This window comes from Furfurilactobacillus rossiae DSM 15814 (assembly GCF_000428925.1).
Taxonomy (GTDB): domain Bacteria; phylum Bacillota; class Bacilli; order Lactobacillales; family Lactobacillaceae; genus Furfurilactobacillus; species Furfurilactobacillus rossiae.
The window spans coordinates 155,873-173,875 of the sequence record NZ_AUAW01000004.1; the positions used below are offsets into that span (position 1 = coordinate 155,873).

At 44.2% G+C, this 18,003-nt stretch carries 15 protein-coding genes and 1 riboswitch; of the genes, 13 read left to right on the plus strand and 2 right to left on the minus strand.

Annotation, left to right across the window (positions count from 1 at the left end; translation table 11 throughout):
- Positions 1 to 46 precede the first annotated feature (46 nt).
- From G400_RS14355 to G400_RS0103415, 6 genes are all read left to right on the plus strand, one after another.
- Complete coding sequence (locus tag G400_RS14355) at positions 47 to 1,192, plus strand: serine hydrolase domain-containing protein (RefSeq protein WP_017262551.1); 1,146 nt, start codon at positions 47 to 49, stop codon at positions 1,190 to 1,192.
- Positions 1,193 to 1,376: 184 nt separating this feature from the next.
- On the plus strand, positions 1,377 to 3,170 hold the full coding sequence (locus tag G400_RS14360; protein ID WP_017262552.1) for a glycerophosphoryl diester phosphodiesterase membrane domain-containing protein: 1,794 nt from the start codon (positions 1,377 to 1,379) through the stop codon (positions 3,168 to 3,170).
- A 31-nt stretch (positions 3,171 to 3,201) separates the two neighbouring features.
- Positions 3,202 to 3,699 carry a GNAT family N-acetyltransferase gene (locus G400_RS0103400; protein WP_017262553.1) on the plus strand — a complete coding sequence of 166 codons (498 nt, stop codon included), beginning with the start codon at positions 3,202 to 3,204 and terminating at the stop codon, positions 3,697 to 3,699.
- On the plus strand, positions 3,700 to 4,680 hold the full coding sequence (locus tag G400_RS0103405; RefSeq protein ID WP_017262554.1) for a DMT family transporter: 981 nt from the start codon (positions 3,700 to 3,702) through the stop codon (positions 4,678 to 4,680). It begins immediately after the preceding gene.
- A gap of 77 nt (positions 4,681 to 4,757) precedes the next feature.
- Positions 4,758 to 5,345: a hypothetical protein gene (locus G400_RS0103410; RefSeq protein WP_017262555.1), complete on the plus strand. Its 588-nt coding sequence runs from the start codon at positions 4,758 to 4,760 to the stop codon at positions 5,343 to 5,345.
- 218 nt (positions 5,346 to 5,563) lie between these two features.
- Positions 5,564 to 6,391, plus strand: a complete 828-nt coding sequence (locus tag G400_RS0103415) for an N-acyl homoserine lactonase family protein (protein ID WP_017262556.1) — start codon at positions 5,564 to 5,566, stop codon at positions 6,389 to 6,391.
- Here the strand turns inward: G400_RS0103415 and G400_RS0103420 are convergent.
- On the minus strand, positions 6,388 to 6,951 hold the full coding sequence (locus G400_RS0103420) for a TetR/AcrR family transcriptional regulator (RefSeq protein ID WP_017262557.1): 564 nt from the start codon (positions 6,949 to 6,951) through the stop codon (positions 6,388 to 6,390). The genes G400_RS0103415 and G400_RS0103420 overlap by 4 nt on opposite strands.
- A 126-nt stretch (positions 6,952 to 7,077) precedes the next feature.
- Positions 7,078 to 7,175, plus strand: a riboswitch (purine riboswitch).
- Between the two features lie 68 nt (positions 7,176 to 7,243).
- On the opposite strand from G400_RS0103420, the gene G400_RS0103425 reads away from it, so the two are divergent.
- Positions 7,244 to 7,840, plus strand: a complete 597-nt coding sequence (locus G400_RS0103425) for a xanthine phosphoribosyltransferase (RefSeq protein ID WP_026017209.1) — start codon at positions 7,244 to 7,246, stop codon at positions 7,838 to 7,840.
- Complete coding sequence (locus tag G400_RS14365) at positions 7,830 to 9,185, plus strand: nucleobase:cation symporter-2 family protein (RefSeq protein ID WP_017262559.1); 1,356 nt, start codon at positions 7,830 to 7,832, stop codon at positions 9,183 to 9,185. The genes G400_RS0103425 and G400_RS14365 overlap by 11 nt, the downstream gene beginning before the upstream one ends.
- Positions 9,186 to 9,326: 141 nt before the next feature.
- On the opposite strand, the gene G400_RS0103435 is transcribed toward G400_RS14365, so the two are convergent.
- On the minus strand, positions 9,327 to 10,298 hold the full coding sequence (locus G400_RS0103435; RefSeq protein ID WP_017262560.1) for a GMP reductase: 972 nt from the start codon (positions 10,296 to 10,298) through the stop codon (positions 9,327 to 9,329).
- A gap of 211 nt (positions 10,299 to 10,509) precedes the next feature.
- Between G400_RS0103435 and G400_RS0103440 the strand changes: the two genes are divergently transcribed.
- From G400_RS0103440 to G400_RS0103460, 5 genes are all read left to right on the plus strand, one after another.
- The gene (locus tag G400_RS0103440; RefSeq protein ID WP_017262561.1) at positions 10,510 to 11,823 is read left to right on the plus strand and encodes an adenylosuccinate synthase; all 1,314 of its coding nucleotides are present in this window, start codon (positions 10,510 to 10,512) and stop codon (positions 11,821 to 11,823) included.
- Positions 11,820 to 13,115, plus strand: coding sequence for an adenylosuccinate lyase (purB, locus tag G400_RS0103445; RefSeq protein ID WP_017262562.1), 1,296 nt, complete (start codon positions 11,820 to 11,822; stop codon positions 13,113 to 13,115). The genes G400_RS0103440 and purB overlap by 4 nt, the downstream gene beginning before the upstream one ends.
- Before the next feature lie 356 nt (positions 13,116 to 13,471).
- Entirely contained in the window at positions 13,472 to 15,205 is a 1,734-nt protein-coding gene (locus G400_RS0103450; RefSeq protein ID WP_017262563.1) for an ABC transporter ATP-binding protein, read from the plus strand.
- Entirely contained in the window at positions 15,205 to 17,109 is a 1,905-nt protein-coding gene (locus tag G400_RS0103455; protein WP_017262564.1) for an ABC transporter ATP-binding protein, read from the plus strand. Before G400_RS0103450 ends, G400_RS0103455 begins: the two co-directional genes overlap by 1 nt.
- Entirely contained in the window at positions 17,109 to 17,966 is an 858-nt protein-coding gene (locus G400_RS0103460) for a hypothetical protein (RefSeq protein WP_017262565.1), read from the plus strand. The genes G400_RS0103455 and G400_RS0103460 overlap by 1 nt, the downstream gene beginning before the upstream one ends.
- Positions 17,967 to 18,003 lie beyond the last annotated feature (37 nt).

Here is an 18,003-nt window from a genome sequence, read left to right on the forward strand (position 1 = left end):
TGAACCGATAGGAAAATGTTGATTCGTAGTAGGAAAGGGGAGGAAAATGTTCAAACAAAAAAGAATTTGGTTTGTAGTCCTCATCGTCCTGCTAGTCAGCACCTTAGCGTGGGGGACGTTGTATCATGAGGTGCAACGATCAACGAAAGTGGCACATCCAGTGTACAAAAGAAAACCGGCTGTTAAGCCAATTGCGAAATGGCAGAGTGCTAAAATACCGACGGCAATTGACCACACACAGGCCGATTCGTTGGATAAAAAGATGCAATCAATTGATTTTGTCGGTTCCGTTCTTGTCGTTCGTGGCGGGAAAGTGGTATTTGAACGTCAATATGGAAATGCTAATGCAGCCCGAAAACGGCAGAATGGTGCAGATACGGCGTATGCTATCGCTTCAATTCAGAAAATAGCCACCGGGGCATTGGTCATGCAACAAGTGCAGCAAAACCACCTGTCACTTTCTGACCACATCAGTAAATTTTATAAAGATGTTCCACACGGCAACGAAATTACGATTCGGCAAATGTTGGACATGACTTCTGGATTGACTTTGCCTGGACCACCAGGCCCGACTACGCCACAAACGGATAAGCAAATTGTGGATTATGATTTGCATCACTTAAAATTTAATCCACAGCTTTATAATCAGTGGCGTTATTCGCAAGTGAATTACAATATCTTGGCAGGAGTACTGACTAAACTGACGGGAAAGTCTTACGAGGCTTTGTTCAATCAGCAGGTTATTCGGCGCTTTAATTTGCGTCAAACTGTGTTTATGCCGTCTGACAACTCCCATGTTGCCGTATCTTACGCGGGCACTAAAACTGACAATGTGGACTATGGTAAGGAAGTCGTAACGCCGGACGCAATGTGGCATGACGAGCTGGGAACCGGACGCATAGCGATGTCGGCGCGTGATTTGTACGTTATGATCAGTCAAATTATGCAGGGTAAATTAATCTCCAAAACTTCTGTGAACCAGTTATACGAATCTGGTAGTCGTAGTACTTACGGTGGTGGCACGTACAACATGTATGGTGCGGCAGTTAATCACGGGCTGGGCTACGGTTATCAAGGAATGTCGATTGTTTCAAAGGATGGGCAGAATGGTCTGATCATGCTAAGTAATTCATTTCGTGCGAAACACAGTGTGAAGCCGTTTGCAGAACAACTGTATCTCAATTTATTTTAAAAATAGCAAACTAATTCACTGGTTAACAAAAATTCCTCAAGCAACTTTATTAGTTGCACGAGGAATTTTCTTTTGTCACCGTGTGATTAGCAGTAAAGTGGTATTTAACACACAAAACGAATAATAAATCAGCTATAAAAAAGATTATCATGAAACAAGTAAATTCATTAGAGAGGATGTACCTATGACGGGGACGAAGCGAACAAGTATTTGGCGTTTTTTAGGCGCTTTTTGGTACTTCTTTAAACATTATTCATTTACAGCAATTATTGTATATGCCATTTTAATTCCGGTATTTTCTTGGCTGGGTGCTGGCATTTTACGTTGGAGTAATATTCCATATTTGTCGTATACGAACGCCGTTTCAGTAGCAAAGGACCATCCGTGGGCGATGGTTAGTCTGCTCCTGCTATTGTTATTGATTGTTTTGGCAATTTACCTGCAGTTTGCTTATTTACTGTTGATGGTGGCTTATCGGCGAAAGGATCAACGACCAACTATCCGCCAGTTGGTTGCTCAGTTATGGCATAGATTGCCACGTTTATCACCCGGTACGTTTGGCTTTTTCTTGTTGTACTTCTTGTTAATTGTTCCGTTTGGCGGCAACTTCATCAGTACGCCGTTACTGGCAAAGGTTCAAATTCCCGACTTTATCGTTGAGTTCATCATGACCAAACCACTGTTAGTGGCAGCGTTGGTTCTACTGTATGTCGGCGCTTTCTATTTTGGAAACCGATTATTTCTTGTTATTCCAATGTTGATGTTTGAGCAACAAACAGTTCGGCGGGCGGTTCGTGCATCGTGGCAACGGACTTGGGGCCGTTTCTGGTGGATCACATTGAGGATCATTGGCATTATCGCCAGCATTTCGGTTCTGTATGGCATCATGTTAGGCGGTTTTTATTTTGGGCAACGGTGGTTTGATACTCAAGGACACACAACTGCATTGAGCGCTGCGATTGTTAACTTTAATTTGTTAACGCTGGTCAACTACACGATTTCAATCCTCGCGACTGTGTGGGTATTGGACCTGAGTTTGCAACTGATGAAAGATTATGATGTCCACGCTTTTGATGGCCTGCCAGATTTGCCGCGAGTAAAGGCGAAGCCTTGGTGGCGGGTGGCTGTGCCAATTGCCTTCACAGTTGTTGCCATTGTGTTTGCAGGCTATGGTTACAGTTATTTTGCCGGATTATTGGTCGTAGATCCGCAAACGTTATCTCACCGAGGCGTTGACGACGGCAATGGCGTGCAAAACACGGTGCAGGCATTAAAGAAAACACACAAGGAACACCCGACGTACGTTGAAATGGATATTCAAGAGACACGTGATCATAAGTTTGTCGTCATGCACGACCCGAATTTAAGTACTTTGGCTGGTCAAAATAAACCGGTCGACAAACAAACGTTAACCGGTTTAACAAATACCACGATTCATGAAAATGGGCATCAGACAAAGATTGATTCCTTCGATGATTATCTTCATGCTGCGCAACAAATACACCAAAAATTGTTAGTTGAAATCAAGTTGAATGCCGGGCAGAATAGGCGGGAACTCGTTAACCGGTTCATAAAGCGTTACGGGGATTCACTGCTTGCTCATCATGACATCATTCATTCATTGGACTATGGTGTTGTTGAACAGTTGAAGACTCAACGGCCAGCGCTGACGGTGGGATACATTCTGCCGTTTAACTTTATTGGCGTGCCGCAGACAAAAGCAGATTTTTACACGATGGAGTACACGACCTTGAATGATCGGTTTGTCAGTGGCGCTCATCGGGAGCACAAAAAAGTGTTTGCGTGGACTGTGAACGATAGTGATTCGATGATAAAAGTGATGAACATGGATGCTGATGGGGTTATTACTGATCAGCTAAGCACGTTAAAACGTCAAATTAGGCAGCAACAGGGTGGGCGTGATTATGCCACTCAGCTACTGCAGTATGGCACTCAAGTGATTAGCGATAATCAATAGTCGTTTGAGCTGAGAGCAAAGGGGATTGAGTATGAAGATTGAACCTGCAACAGTAAACGATTTAGAACAAATTGAGGCAATTGAACAGGCTGGGTTTAATACGGCTGAAGCTGCTTCACTGGAAACGTATCGCAAACGGTTGGCTGTTTTGGCTGACACCTTCTTAGTTGCCCGTGCTGACAACAGTGATGTGTTGGGGTTCATTGTTGGGCCGGCTGTGAAAGAACGTTTTGTTGAGGACTGGATGTATGAGGACACACCGCAAAATTTACCTCAGGGCGGTCATCAACTGGTTTTTACAATTGCGACGGCGCCGACTGTTCGTGAACAAGGAATCGGCAGTAAGTTACTGACGGCCTTGACCAACGTTGCGACACAGGCAGGACGGACATCCATGGCATTAACTTGCTTAAAAGACCGCATTCCGTTTTATGAGAAGAATGGTTTCACTAACGTTGGCGTGGCTGATTCAGTTCACGCTGATGAGATTTGGTACAACATGGAAAAACAACTGAAACGGAGTGTCTGAATGGAAACACAAGCAACGAATGTTGATGCAAAAGTGACGGCTGGCTCAACAGAGGCAAAAGTGACGCCGCGTCCAAGAAAGGCCTTGGGCATTGCCTTGGCATGTACGGCAGGAATTTGCTGGGGGATTTCAGGCGTGGCCGCAAGCGCGCTATTTCATCGCAATCACGCGATTACGCCACTGTGGGTGAGTCAGGTGCGAATGACGATTGCTGGCCTGATCATGATTTTAGTTAGTCTGACACAGGGGGAATCGGTAGCCATTTGGCGTAACAAACGGGATGCACTGCAATTAGTGATGTATGGGCTTTTAGGCCTTATTCCAGTTCAATTGTTTTATTTCAACGCGGTTCACGCAGGAAATCCATCAATCGCAACGATATTGCAATTTTTAGGCCCATTTGTGATTGCCTTTTATTACATTCTCTTCCATCATCAGCTGCCAACGCGTTCTGAAGTCATCGGGATGGTACTGGCATTTGGTGGGACAATACTGATTATTACCCACGGTCATTTCAATACATTGGCAGTGTCCGGCGCTGTGCTATTCTGGGGCGGATTGTCGGCCATTGGCGTAGCCACCAATACGTTACTGCCACGAACGTTATTGCGTAAATACGGTTCGTTTGCAACAACTGGCTGGGGTTTACTGGTCGCCGGTTTATCGCTAAACGTGTTTGGTCCAGTGTGGTCGAATCCGGTTCATTTGGCGGCGACAGATTGGTTGTTGATGAGCGTGATTATTGTTATTGGAACCTTGCTGGCATTCATTTTGTTTGCGATTAGTTTGAAGCATATTTTACCAACGACGGCGAGTTTGCTTGATGCGTTTGAGCCATTATCAGCAACCGTCTTTTCCATCATTTTCCTTGGCATTTCGCTATCCGGCATGGACATTGTCGGCGGTATCATGATTATTCTTGCCGTAATGGCATTGGCGATGGATTTTCGGGCAATTCACTGGTTCCGCAAACGTTCGTAAGGTAACCCAGCGAAAGAATTGTTTTGTGTAATAGTATGGGTGTATGATGCTGCCAAACGAAACGGGTGGCGATTTAAATGACTCAGCACTTAAGTTGGCGGTTTTGGTGGCTAATTCATATTATTAATCTGCTTATCGCTGCAGCTCTTTGGATGCGGATCAGCCGTTTGCTGATGACCCCTAGAAATGAACTCTTTGGTTTTGGCATTATTGCGTTGCTTTATCTTGCTTATATGCGATTACCGTTTGCAATCGGATCGTGGTCGTTTGTTCAGTGGCCCGTTGAAATGAAACTAAAGGTAGCAATTATTAACGCTGTTGTTTTTACTGCTTATGGCGTAACTGCGTGCGTTTTTCCGAATGACTTTCAGGCCAGCCATGCGTCGATTGTTGGAATTACTTCAGGATTGGCGGGAATGCTAGTAATGTATTTACCACCGGCACATCCAACATTTACAATTGGGTTTCACATCAGACAAAGTGACTGTGCAACAAAAGTCATGTTGTTATTCATGGGTCGAGGGTTGGTTATCGCTGGTATTGTTATCATAGTGATTGGAAATGGCGTTCCCAATGTCTTGGTTCCAGTCGCTACTGGTTTAACCATGTTTGCCTTGATCGGTGGGTTTGTATATGGTCAGTGGCTGGATCGACGATCAAAATAATTTGGAAAAAATAGTGGCATTAATCCTATGCAAAGTGCATTTAGGGTTAATGTCACTATTTTAGTGTTATAGAAGTTATGATCAATAATAAAACGATAAACGACGCTTTGAAAGATATGATACACAATGACTATTATTGATTCTGGTTTCCCGCCAATAAAGAATTAATAATGAATTCATCAAGTCATAGCGTACAGTATTTTTCGGAGGTTGATAAAATGACTACAGACATTAAAGTTCATGTTTTGCACACAGGTTTAGTTCAAGTTGATCGAGCCTTGCCCTTTCATGACTATTATCGTAATCCCCTGGCATTTACAGGTATATTGCGATCACATATTAATCAGATTACCTTGCCTGTTTCGAGTTATTTGATTGAGCATCCAAAAGGGTTGGTACTCATTGATACTGGTTGGAACGAATCGGTTCGTCAGAGTCAGTGGCATGAACTGGGCATGCAAGTGCAAATCAATAAAGCCTATTTACCGGCTGGGTGGTCAGTTCGTGAACAGTTAGCAACTTTAGGATATAAACCAAGTGATATTGACTATTTGGTATTAAGCCATTTGCACAGTGATCATGCCAGTGGTCTCAAACTGGTTAAAGAGGCCAAGAAAATTTTAACCAGTGATGCGGAGTGGCAAGCGGCTAATCGCGATAAATTACGGTATATCAATAAAATGTGGCGTGACGTCAACGTAGAAACATTTGCATATGAAAGCGCAAATGTGGGTCCCTTACATCAGACATTTGATCTGTTTGGTGATGGGAGTGTTCAGTTCGTTGCCACGCCTGGCCACAGTGCTGGGCTTTCAGCAACAATTGTGACAGGGAAAGATGGACGTGAGGTCGTTCTTGCCGCTGATGTAGGTTATGCACGCGAATCATGGGAGAAAATGGTTACCCCTGGTATTGTGGTAGATCGAAAAGCTGCTATTGAGTCACTGGCTTGGATTAAGCAAGAAGCGGCAAAACCAAATGTTGTTGAGGCGTTGGCAAATCATGATCCTCAGGTAATGCCTCACGTTGTTACATTGAGCTACTAATGTGAATTTTGCTGAGTGATTTGATTAGCGATATTGATAAACGTTGTGTTCATAAAGTGGGCAACATCCTCATTGAGGCCGTGTGCAAGTGACCAAGTAATGTAAGTCATTGCATTAGCAACATACAGGTCTTGAAGGTAGGCGATCGGCAGAGTCGTGCTAAGGTGATCTCTCAAAAAGCTGGCTAAGCTGTCGCTGATTATTTTCCGAAAATTGGCATCTAAACTAAGACTACTAGCATGGACGTTCAACAAGATTAATAGTGCGTCTTTGTCGGGCAAGAGATCTGATACCAAAGTGACAAGGGAAGTAGACTGTGTAACTGTTGAAATTCGTGTCACCATAATTTTTTGGAATTTGTCGGCATATTGATTGTTAAGATGTTCAAGTAATGTAAATTTGTCTACGTAGTGATGGTAAAAAGTAGATCGACCGATTTCCGCCTCCAGACAGATTTGCTGAACCGTGACTTGTTCGAACGATTCTGTTTTTAATAAGTTTAGTAATGTTTGGTCAATCAAACGGATAGTTTTGACAACGCGTAAGTCTGATTCATTCATTTTTTTATCACCTTTCGAAAACTAAATTTATTGTAGTCGATGAACCCAGATGGCGCCAAGAAATGAAAAAGTGAGTTCTGTGATTGCACGATTGTCAAACCTGTGATAATCTATGAACCACAAGTTAATTAGCATACGAACAAAGCTTATATATAACCATGATATGGATGGTTGTCTCTACCCAGAGCCCTAAACTCCGGACTATAAGCAAATTAAGTCAATGTATCCTCGGCTTCTTTTGCGATATCCGCAAGGGAAGCTTTTTTGTTCTCAGAAAATGGAGGAGAAGTTTATCAAACGTCTTGAAGAACGCATTGATGCCGAAGGTCGTGTCCTCGGTGAAGATATTTTAAAAGTTGATAGTTTCCTAAATCATCAGGTAGATCCCGAATTGATGCAGGCTATGGGCGATGAATTTGCTCACTACTTTGCCGATATGGGGATCACTAAAGTGCTAACCGTGGAGTCATCCGGGATTGCACCAGCACTGATGGCTAGTCTTTCTCTTAGTGTTCCGATGGTGTTTGCACGTAAGCACAAGAGCCTGACGCTGACGGATAATTTATACACAGCGACTGTCTACTCCTTTACGAAACAAACTGAAAATACAATTTCAATTTCAAAATCATTTTTGTCAGCTGATGATAAGGTACTGATTATTGATGATTTTCTCGCAAATGGTCAAGCTGTTAACGGTCTGCTGGATATCTGTGAAGCTGCCGGCGCTACGGTTGGTGGTGTTGGCGTGGTGATTGAGAAACGATTCCAACGTGGTCATCAGTTCATCGTGGAGCGTCACATCCCGTTGCTCGCCTTGGCAAGTATCGCAAGTTTTGATAATGGTCACGTTGTTTTCAGCCATGAAAAGGAGCAAATTAATGTCCAGTAAATCCACGACAACGGCACGTGAATCCAAAGCTGCCATGCTTGGACTTCAGCATTTACTAGCAATGTACTCAGGCGCTGTATTAGTTCCGTTGCTCATTGGTGGCGCTTTGCATTTTAATGCAACTCAAATGACATATTTGGTTTCAATTGATATTTTCATGAGTGGGTTGGCAACGTTACTCCAACTGCTTACAAATCGTGTTTTCGGGATCGGCTTGCCAGTCGTTCTCGGATGTGCTGTTCAAGCAGTAGCACCATTAATTTTGATTGGTCAGCACTTTTCAATTGGAACTATGTATGGTGCCATCATTGCCGCCGGAATCTTTGTTTTTCTAATCGCCGGTGTGTTCGCAAAGCTCCGACACCTGTTTCCGCCATTGGTTACAGGCATAGTCATTACCGTTATCGGATTGACACTAATACCCATCGCATTCCTAAACCTTGGCGGTGGGGATGCATCTGCAAAGACCTTTGGTTCACCTTTGAACCTTGGGGTTGGTTTTCTGACAGTGGCCGTAATCATTGCTGCTAACGTTTGGGGTCGTGGATTTATTCGCCAAATTGCAGTGTTGATTGGTTTGCTGGTTGGTACACTGACGGCCGGAGCGTTCGGAATGGTGTCATTAAAGCCAGTTTTGCAGGCCAGCTGGTTCCACTTTCCACAGCCATTTTATTTTGGTGTTCCACACTTTGAGATTTCTTCGATTCTGACGATGATTTTGATTTCATTAGTGTCAATGGTCGAATCAACCGGTGTTTTCTTTGCGCTAGGGGATATTATGAACAAGCCGATTTCGGAAACAGATTTAAAGAAAGGGTATCGGGCAGAAGCATTGGCAGTTACCCTTGGTGGTTTGTTCAACACGTTCCCATACACAACGTTCTCCCAAAATGTTGGGTTGGTTCAATTATCTGGAATTAAGAGTCGTCGACCAGTGTTTTATGCAGCTGGTTTTCTGATGACACTGGGGTTATTGCCGAAGATTGGTGCTTTAGCCACGATCATTCCAGCCCCGGTTATTGGCGGCGCGATGGTTGTAATGTTCGGTATGGTTGCAATGCAGGGTGTACGGATGCTCGGTCAAGTTGATTTTCATAACAATAAAAACATCCTTGTCGCTGCAGTTTCTGTTGGTTTAGGCCTAGGTGTTACGGTTCAACCGGCAATTTTCCAAGACCTGCCAAAAACGGCTCAACTTATTTTAAGCAACGGCATTGTGATTGCTAGTTTCTCAGCTGTTATCTTAAACCTGCTCTTACGGCCGGAACATGATCAACAACCGGAAAGGGAACAAACGGTAGTTACTGCGGAGAACCAGACTACAGCAGTAAAGCCAAAGAAGTAACCTTGTGAAACATGGGTATTGTCTCACGGATTAGTTGACGTGTTTGACATTCAATATCGAAATCAAAAAAATTGAATTGAAAGGGCGCTACCAAATTCTGAATTTAATCAGAACTTGGCAGCGCCCTTTTTTGAGTTTTAATTAATCGCCATTTGTAATGGTGTTGCGCACGATGACATAGTCAACGGTTTTTAGTGCCATAAGGTCACTTCCACCTGCATATGAAATGGAGGATTGAAGATCCTCTGTCATTTCAGTTAAGGTATCGCTGATTTCACCACGATAATCGACTAAGATATCTTTTCCTTCAACGTTCTTACGGCCACCTTTTTGGTTTTCAGAGGCTGAACCATAATATTGCTTAAAGTGGCGGTGGTTAATCATGATGTCATGGCCTGGTGACTGACGATGACCGGCAAACAGCGAACCAATCATAACCATGCTGGCACCAAAGCGAATGGATTTAGCAATATCGCCATTGTGACGGATGCCACCATCCGCAATAATTGGCTTGCGCGCGGCCTTTGCACACCAGCGAACTGCGGCAAGCTGCCAACCACCGGTACCAAAACCAGTCTTCAGCTTCGTAATGCAGACTTTACCAGGGCCAACACCAACTTTTGTTGCATCGGCGCCAGCGTCTTCAAGCTCACGAACGGCATCCGGTGTTGCCACGTTACCAGCAATCACAAATGTCTTTGGGAGACGTTTCTTAATGTAATGGATCATTTCAATAACGCTGTTGGCATGACCGTGGGCGACATCAATAGTAATGAAGTCTGGTGTTAGCTTTTCACTGGTCAAATCATCGATAAACTGTTTTTCGTTCGGTTTTACACCAACACTGATGGAACTAATGAGATGCTTTTTAGCCATTTTCCGAACAAAAGGTAATCTGGTTTCTGGCTCGAAGCGGTGCATGATATAAAAGTAATCGTGTTCGGCCATCCAGGTTGCTAACTGTTCATCGATGACAGTTGCCATGTTTGCTGGGACCACAGGAATCTTGAAGTGATGCCCACCGAACGTAATACTTGGATCCGCCTGAGAGCGACTCTCAATCAAACATTTATTGGGAATCAACTGAACGTCTTCATAATCAAATATTTCCATGAAGGTGAAAACCTCTTTCTGTCATTTATTGATTAAAGTTCGTCAACACGAGATACAATAATCGTTTTGAATCTCACTGTCAAATTAAAATTCGCTAAAACAAGAACAATAAATTTATTGATAATTATATTATACAGTTTTAGTTGATTATCCGAACTTTACCTGTTATAGTTCTCATTGTTGTTCGATAAATAAAATTTGAGGTGACATAATGACAGCAGTAGTGATTGTTGGGAGTCAATGGGGCGACGAAGGTAAAGGAAAGATTACCGATTTTGTCAGTCAGCAGGCTGACGTGATTTCACGTTACCAAGGTGGCGATAATGCGGGACACACCATTACCTTTAACGGCGAAAAGTACCAGCTACAACTATTGCCTTCGGGAATTTTTGAAAGTGATAAACAATGTTTGATTGGCAACGGCGTCGTGCTGAATCCCAAAACATTGTTAGCTGAAATTGATTACTTACATGAACGTGGCATTAGTACCGATAACTTAAGAATTTCTGATCGTGCTCACGTGATTTTTCCATATCACATTTTGCAAGATCAATTAGAAGAGGCCAGTAAAAAAGGCAGTAAGATTGGAACAACGAATAAGGGTATTGGCCCTGCTTACATGGACAAAGCTTCACGAATTGGCATTCGAGTAGCTGATTTATTGGAACCAGAAACATTTAAGACACTACTGGCTCGCAATGTCGTAGCTAAAAATGAGCTACTGGCCAAATTGTATGGTGCGGAACCGATTGCGTTTGAACCATTACTAACGGCTTATCAGGGTTATGCTGAAAGGCTCGCCAAATATGTAACCGATACTTCAAAAGTGCTTGATGATGCGCTGGCTAATGGCCAACGGTTGCTATTTGAAGGTGCTCAAGGGGTAATGCTAGATATTGATCATGGAACCTATCCTTATGTAACTTCATCTAACCCAGTCGCTGGTGGTGTCACTATTGGTGGAGGTATCGGGCCCACTAGAATTTCAGCCGTCATTGGTGCAGCAAAGGCCTATACGTCCCGAGTTGGTGATGGTCCGTTTCCAACGGAATTGCATGACGAGAAAGGTGACCACATTCGTGAGGTTGGCCACGAATATGGGACAGTCACGAAGCGGCCTCGTCGAATTGGTTGGCTGGATACGGTCGTTTTGCGACATGCCAAACGTGTATCCGGCTTAAACTACTTGGCGTTAAACTGTTTAGATGTTCTGACCGGTTTGCCAGAGTTAAAAATTTGTACCGCTTATGAGCTGGATGGCGAAACAATTGATCGTTATCCTGCTGGACGGGAAGCTTTGTTGCGTTGCAAACCAGTGTACGAAACCTTGCCTGGCTGGACGGAAGATATCACAAATTGTAAAACAGTGGATGACTTACCAAAGAATGCACGCCAGTATGTGGAACGTGTCATGTCATTAACTGGTTTACCATTAGCAACGTTATCTGTTGGACCAGATCGTAAACAGACAATGGTTTTGAAAGATGTTTGGCAAGCTGATATGAAAGTTGAGGAAATGGCATGATTGATCGCTACGTGCGACCGGAAATGGGCCAAATTTGGTCACAGAAAAATAAGTTACAACAATGGCTAAAGGTCGAGGTAGCTGCGTGTCAGGCGTGGGCAAACTTAGGTAAGATCCCACAGGCGGATGTTGATGCCTTGCGTGAGCATGCCGTCATAAACGTTGATCGAATGCAGGAAATTGAAGCAGAAACCCATCACGATGTGGTGGCATTCACACGCATGTTATCCGAATCGCTGGGTGATGAACGAAAGTGGGTTCATTATGGCCTGACGAGCACTGATGTTGTGGATACGGCCCAGGCATTGCAATTAAAAGACGCTAATGCCTTATTGATGACAGATCTGCAAACGTTACAAGACACGTTGGTCCAGCAGGCAAAACGGTATCGTCACACGGTAATGATGGGACGCACACACGGCATTCAGGCGGAACCGATGTCGTTTGGCGTTAAATTAGCACGGTGGGTAGATGAAATTAACCGTGACATTACGCGTTTACAAGCAGTGACTGATGAAATGGCTGTGGGTGAGTTAAGCGGTGCAGTGGGAACTTTTGCAAATATCCCCCCACAAGTGGAACAGGATGTTTGTGATCAACTCGGGCTAAGACCACAGCCTGTGACCAGTCAGGTGTTGCCACGGGATCTTCACGCACACTATTTGAGTGTATTGGCACTCATTGCGACTAGCTTAGAAAACTTTGCAACAGAAATTCGTGGTTTACAACGGACGGAAATTGGTGAGGTGGCTGAGCCGTTTTCCGTTGGGCAAAAAGGTTCTTCAGCGATGCCTCATAAACACAATCCAATTGGCTCAGAAAACATTACGGGTTTGGCTCGGGTAATTCGTGGGCATATGATTACGGCTTTTGAAGATGTATCTTTGTGGCATGAACGCGATATTTCGCACTCTTCAGCCGAACGAATCATTTTACCGGACACGACTGAGCTGTTAGATTACATGCTGAACCGTTTTAATCGCATCATGACGAATTTGGTCGTCAATGAGGACCGGATGATTCACAATATTGAATCCAGTGGTGGCCTGGTGTTCAGTCAACAATTACTACTAGCCCTAATTGACAAAGACATTAGTCGTGAAACAGCTTACGACCATGTGCAACAGTTGGCGCAACAGGCAATGACCACCAATAAAACATTTCAGCAATTGGCGATGGCCAGTACTTTCGTCAACCAATATTTGACGCCGGCCGAAGTGACTGCTGTGTTTGATGTGCAACGTCATCTGCGGTATGTTGATGAGATTTTCAAACGTGTTGGCATTGAGTAAACGGCATCATTTGGTGCTTTTTTAGGATATTAAGATGGTCCGGCTACTGACTGCGCTCAAATCAAGAGCAGTCAGTAGCCGGACCATCTTGTTTTCAATAAAGATTCCTGAAAAGTCAGTTTAAAAAAGTTTCCATAAGAAACAATAAGTGATATACTCACTCTACTTCGTGCGAAAAATAGATTGTTACGGACGAAATAGCAGATATAACGTCAATTGATAAAAATGAATTAATTTACAGTTATTTTGAGTAAATTAACTTAGAGAATGCGCCTTTCTTTGGCGTATAATAGCTAGGTTTATTTTGTGTCAATCATCGTCACATCTTTGCTTATGAACGAGGAGGAACGTGCTAAATGCTAAAAATAGCTAGGGGCCGAATTTCATTATGGGCGGTACTTGGTGCCGTATTTTTTATGATTATTCAGGTCATAGCCAACCTAAACTTACCCAGTTTGACATCAGATATTGTGAATAACGGGGTGGCAAAGGGTGACATTAGTTACATATGGAAAATTGGTTTTGAAATGATTGGTTTTTCGTTACTGTCAGTCGCGGCCGCGGTGTTGAACGTGTTGTTAGCAGCGCGTTCTTCACAAAAGTTAGGTCAAAACTTGCGGAGTGACATCTACAGCAAAGTAATGAACTTTGCCAATGATGAATTTAACAAGGTAGAAACGTCATCATTGATCACACGAACAACCAACGATGTGGTCCAGATTCAAAACGTTGCCATGATTGCTTTACGAATGATGATTATGGCACCGATTATGCTGATTGGTGCGAGTTTCTTGGCCTATAACAAGAGTCACCAGTTGTCATGGATTTTCGTGGTGTCAATTCCTGTCTTACTAATTTGTATTGGTTTGATTATGGGCCTGGCGATTCCACGGTTCCGTGCCATGCAAACGAAAACAGACCGTTTGAACTTGGTCTTTCGTGAAGGGCTTACTGGTGTTCGCGTTATTCGAGCTTTCCGTCAGGATCAGTTTGAACAGGACCGTTTCGAAACAGCCAACCAGGATTACACGGACAATTCGATTAAGGTTAACACGATTGTGGCATTTGCTTATCCTGTGATGACACTGATTATGAGTGCAACCAACGTTGCCATTGTTTGGTTTGGTGGTCAGTTGATCAGTTCACAGGCGATGCAAGTCGGGAACATGATTGCCTTCATGACGTATGCTATGCAAGTTTTGATGAGTTTCATGATGCTCGCAATGGTCATGGCCTTTCTGCCTCGTGCTGCCGCTTCGGCAACGCGGATTCAGGAAGTTTTGTCACTGGATTCCAGTATTAAGGATCCAGAGCAGCCTATTACTCCAGCCGCTGGCGAAGCCAAACAACTGGCGTTTAATAACGTTGAATTTCGTTACCGTCACGCAGAACAGCCTGCTTTAAGCGGCATTGACTTTAGTGCCAAGGCTGGCCAAACGGTGGCCATCATCGGTGGTACCGGTTCTGGTAAAACAACGCTGGTCAATCTAATTCCTCGTTTCTTTGATGTTGAAAAAGGAAGCGTCAATGTGAATGGCGTTGATGTGCGGCAACAAGACGTTAAGACACTTCATGGTGAAGTCGCGATGGTGCCGCAAAAGGCAACGTTGTTTACTGGTACTATTCGCGACAACATGAAGTTTGGTAAAGAGGACGCGACAGATGATGAAATCTGGCAAGCGTTAGATATTGCCCAATCAACCGACTTCGTTAAAGAAGAGGGTGGATTGGACGCCCATGTTGAACAAGGGGGTGCAAACTTCTCTGGTGGTCAACGTCAACGGTTGGCGATCGCCCGTGCGTTGGTGAAAGATGCCAGTACGTATGTATTTGACGATTCCTTCTCCGCTTTGGACTTTAAGACCGATGCTAAATTGCGTGGTCAACTGCGGCAGGACAAACGGATTCAACAGAGTATTGTTGTGATTGTCGCGCAACGGATTGCCACAGTGGCTGATGCGGATCTAATTCTAGTGCTCGATAACGGGAAGCTAGTCGGCAAAGGCACGCATGAAGAGTTGCGACAGTCCAACAAAGTTTATCAAGAAATTATGCGGTCTCAGTTACGTGAAGGGGAGGCGGGTCTGTAATGAGTGATAATGCAAAGAAAACACAGACACCACGACCAACTGGCGGTCACGGACACGGTCCGGGATCAGGCCCTGGTTTAGTTGAAAAGCCTAACAACTTCTTCGGCACGTTTATTCGATTAATGAAATACATGTCAGATCGTTGGTTTGGCATGATTATGGTGCTTGTATTCGCCATTACGGCGGTTGTGTTCCAAATTCGTACACCAAAGATTTTAGGTCAAGCAACAACTGAAATCTACAAAGGGATTATGACAGGTGTCGCCCATCAAAAGGCCGGCATTGCCATGAGTCACTACCCAATCAATTTCGAAAAAGTCTTCAATATTATCGTTGTTGTTTTGATTATGTATTTGGCTTCTGCCTTGTTCAACTTCCTGCAGCAGTACATTATGACGCGGATCTCTCAGCGGACTGTGTACAAGTTACGACGCGAGTTTAAAGGAAAGATGCGTTTAGTGCCGATCAAATATTACGACACGCATAACAACGGGGATATTATGAGTCGTGCGGTCAATGATATGGATAATATCGCCAGCACGCTGCAACAGAGTCTGACGCAAGCGATTACTAGTTTGGTCACGTTTGTCGGCACCTTGTGGATGATGTTAACAATTAGCTGGCAATTAACGTTGATCGCATTGGTAACCATTCCGCTCAGTTTGGTCGTTGTTGGGGTTGTGGCACCGAAATCACAACGCTACTTTGGTCAACAGCAAAAAAGCCTTGGGTTGATCAATAACCAAGTTGAAGAAAACTACTCAGGTCACGAGGTGGTCAAGAGCTTCAATAAGGAAGACGATGCCATCAAGGACTTTGAAACGCAGAACGAAACGTATTATAAAGCGGCTTGGAAAGCGCAGTTTATTTCCGGAATCATCATGCCGCTGATGATGTTCTTGAACAACATTGGTTACGTGTTTGTTGCGATTGTCGGTGGGATTCAAGTTGCTAACGGGAATGTCACCCTTGGTAATGTGCAGGCATTCCTCCAATACACGCAGCAATTCTCACAACCAATTTCGCAGTTGGCAAACTTACTGAACACGATTCAGTCAACGATTGCATCAGCTGAACGGGTCTTTGATGTGCTTGATGAAGAAGAAATGAAGCAAACACAGTCAAACTTGCCTGCACAGCCTGATGATCCAAATTTGCTGACCCTTGATCACGTGCAGTTTGGTTACGATGACGAACTGCTGATGACTGATTACAACTTAGCTGTTAAGAAGGGTCAACAGGTCGCCATTGTTGGACCAACCGGTGCTGGGAAGACGACCATTATCAACCTATTGGAACGTTTTTATGACGTTAAGGGCGGTTCGATTCGCTTGAACGGTACAGATACCCGTGACCTGCAGCGTGAAGATTTGCGCTCACACTTCGCGATGGTGCTTCAAGATACTTGGCTGTTTACTGGCACAATCTGGGATAACTTGAAATACGGGCGTGAAAACGCTACGGATGACGAGATTATGGCCGCCTCTAAAGCGGCTCACGTCGATGAATTTGTCCGTAAATTACCAGAAGGGTACAAAACGGTGTTGAATGAAGAAGCGTCGAACATTTCTCAGGGGCAACGTCAGTTATTAACGATCGCCCGGGCGTTTGTCGCGGATCCCGAAATTCTGATTCTTGATGAAGCGACGAGTTCCGTTGACACGCGGACTGAAGTTCAAATTCAGCACGCCATGGAACAGTTACTTCAAAATCGAACGAGTTTCGTTGTTGCACACCGGTTATCGACAATTAGAAACGCCGATAACATCATTGTTATGAACCACGGTTCTGTTGTTGAAACAGGTAACCATGATGCGTTGATGGCCGCTAATGGATTTTACGCTGACCTCTACAATAGTCAGTTTGCCGGCAACATCAGCATGAGCGAAGGGGAGGAATCGTAATGCAACGAAAGACAATATTAGGCGTTGTTGCTGCAGCTTCCGTCCTCACCTTGGCTGGTTGTGGGCGCGCATCACTGACAACCACGCATGAAACTTATCATCAGGATGGCATGGTTGCCGCGGTGAAAGGACACACCAATGCTAATAAGGTGACCTATCAAGTCGACGGTCACACAAAAGAGTCATTAACTGTGCGTAATGGGACGTTTGTTATTCAGGTACCCACAACGACCAAACGCCAGTCCGTTAAGTTGACCGCTAATGGTTCGCACAAAACGATCCATGTCTCAGCCGCGAAGTCATTGACTGATTACCAAGCCTTGCAGAAATCGTTCAATCAGGCACTAACGGGTTCTAAATTAAGCAAAGCTGATCAGGGCAAAGCAATGGCACTACAAAAGGCTGCCGCAAGTTTGAAGAAACAACCAACCCCAGAGGCTGCTGCTCAAGTTGGTGCCTTGCAAAAGGATGTTCAAGCCGCGATGACCACGGCCAAACAGCAGGCTAAAGGACAATTGTTACCCGTTAAAACACCTGCAAATGGCGTTAGTGACGTTGTCTCGACCAAAGACTACCGCATTCGAATGAACGTTCAGAACGGTCAAGTTCTCGGCGCAACGATGATCGTACCGACCAAGGCGTTTAAGCAAAAGGCTACCCAAAAGCAGTTTGGTACGAGTTTTGCACTTTTAACAAACGGTGTTGGTGCGGATTCTAAGAGTGTAATGAAACAATTCGGTAAGGAAACAAAGAGCGTTAAGAGTGGTTCCAGTTCCATTGATCCAATCTATTCTAAGGGTGTTAAGTTCACGATTGGACTGTCACCCGCTGACATTTACATTTTTGTCGTAAAGTAATGATATTACGGTTTCAAAAAATCGCCTTCCTTAAAAT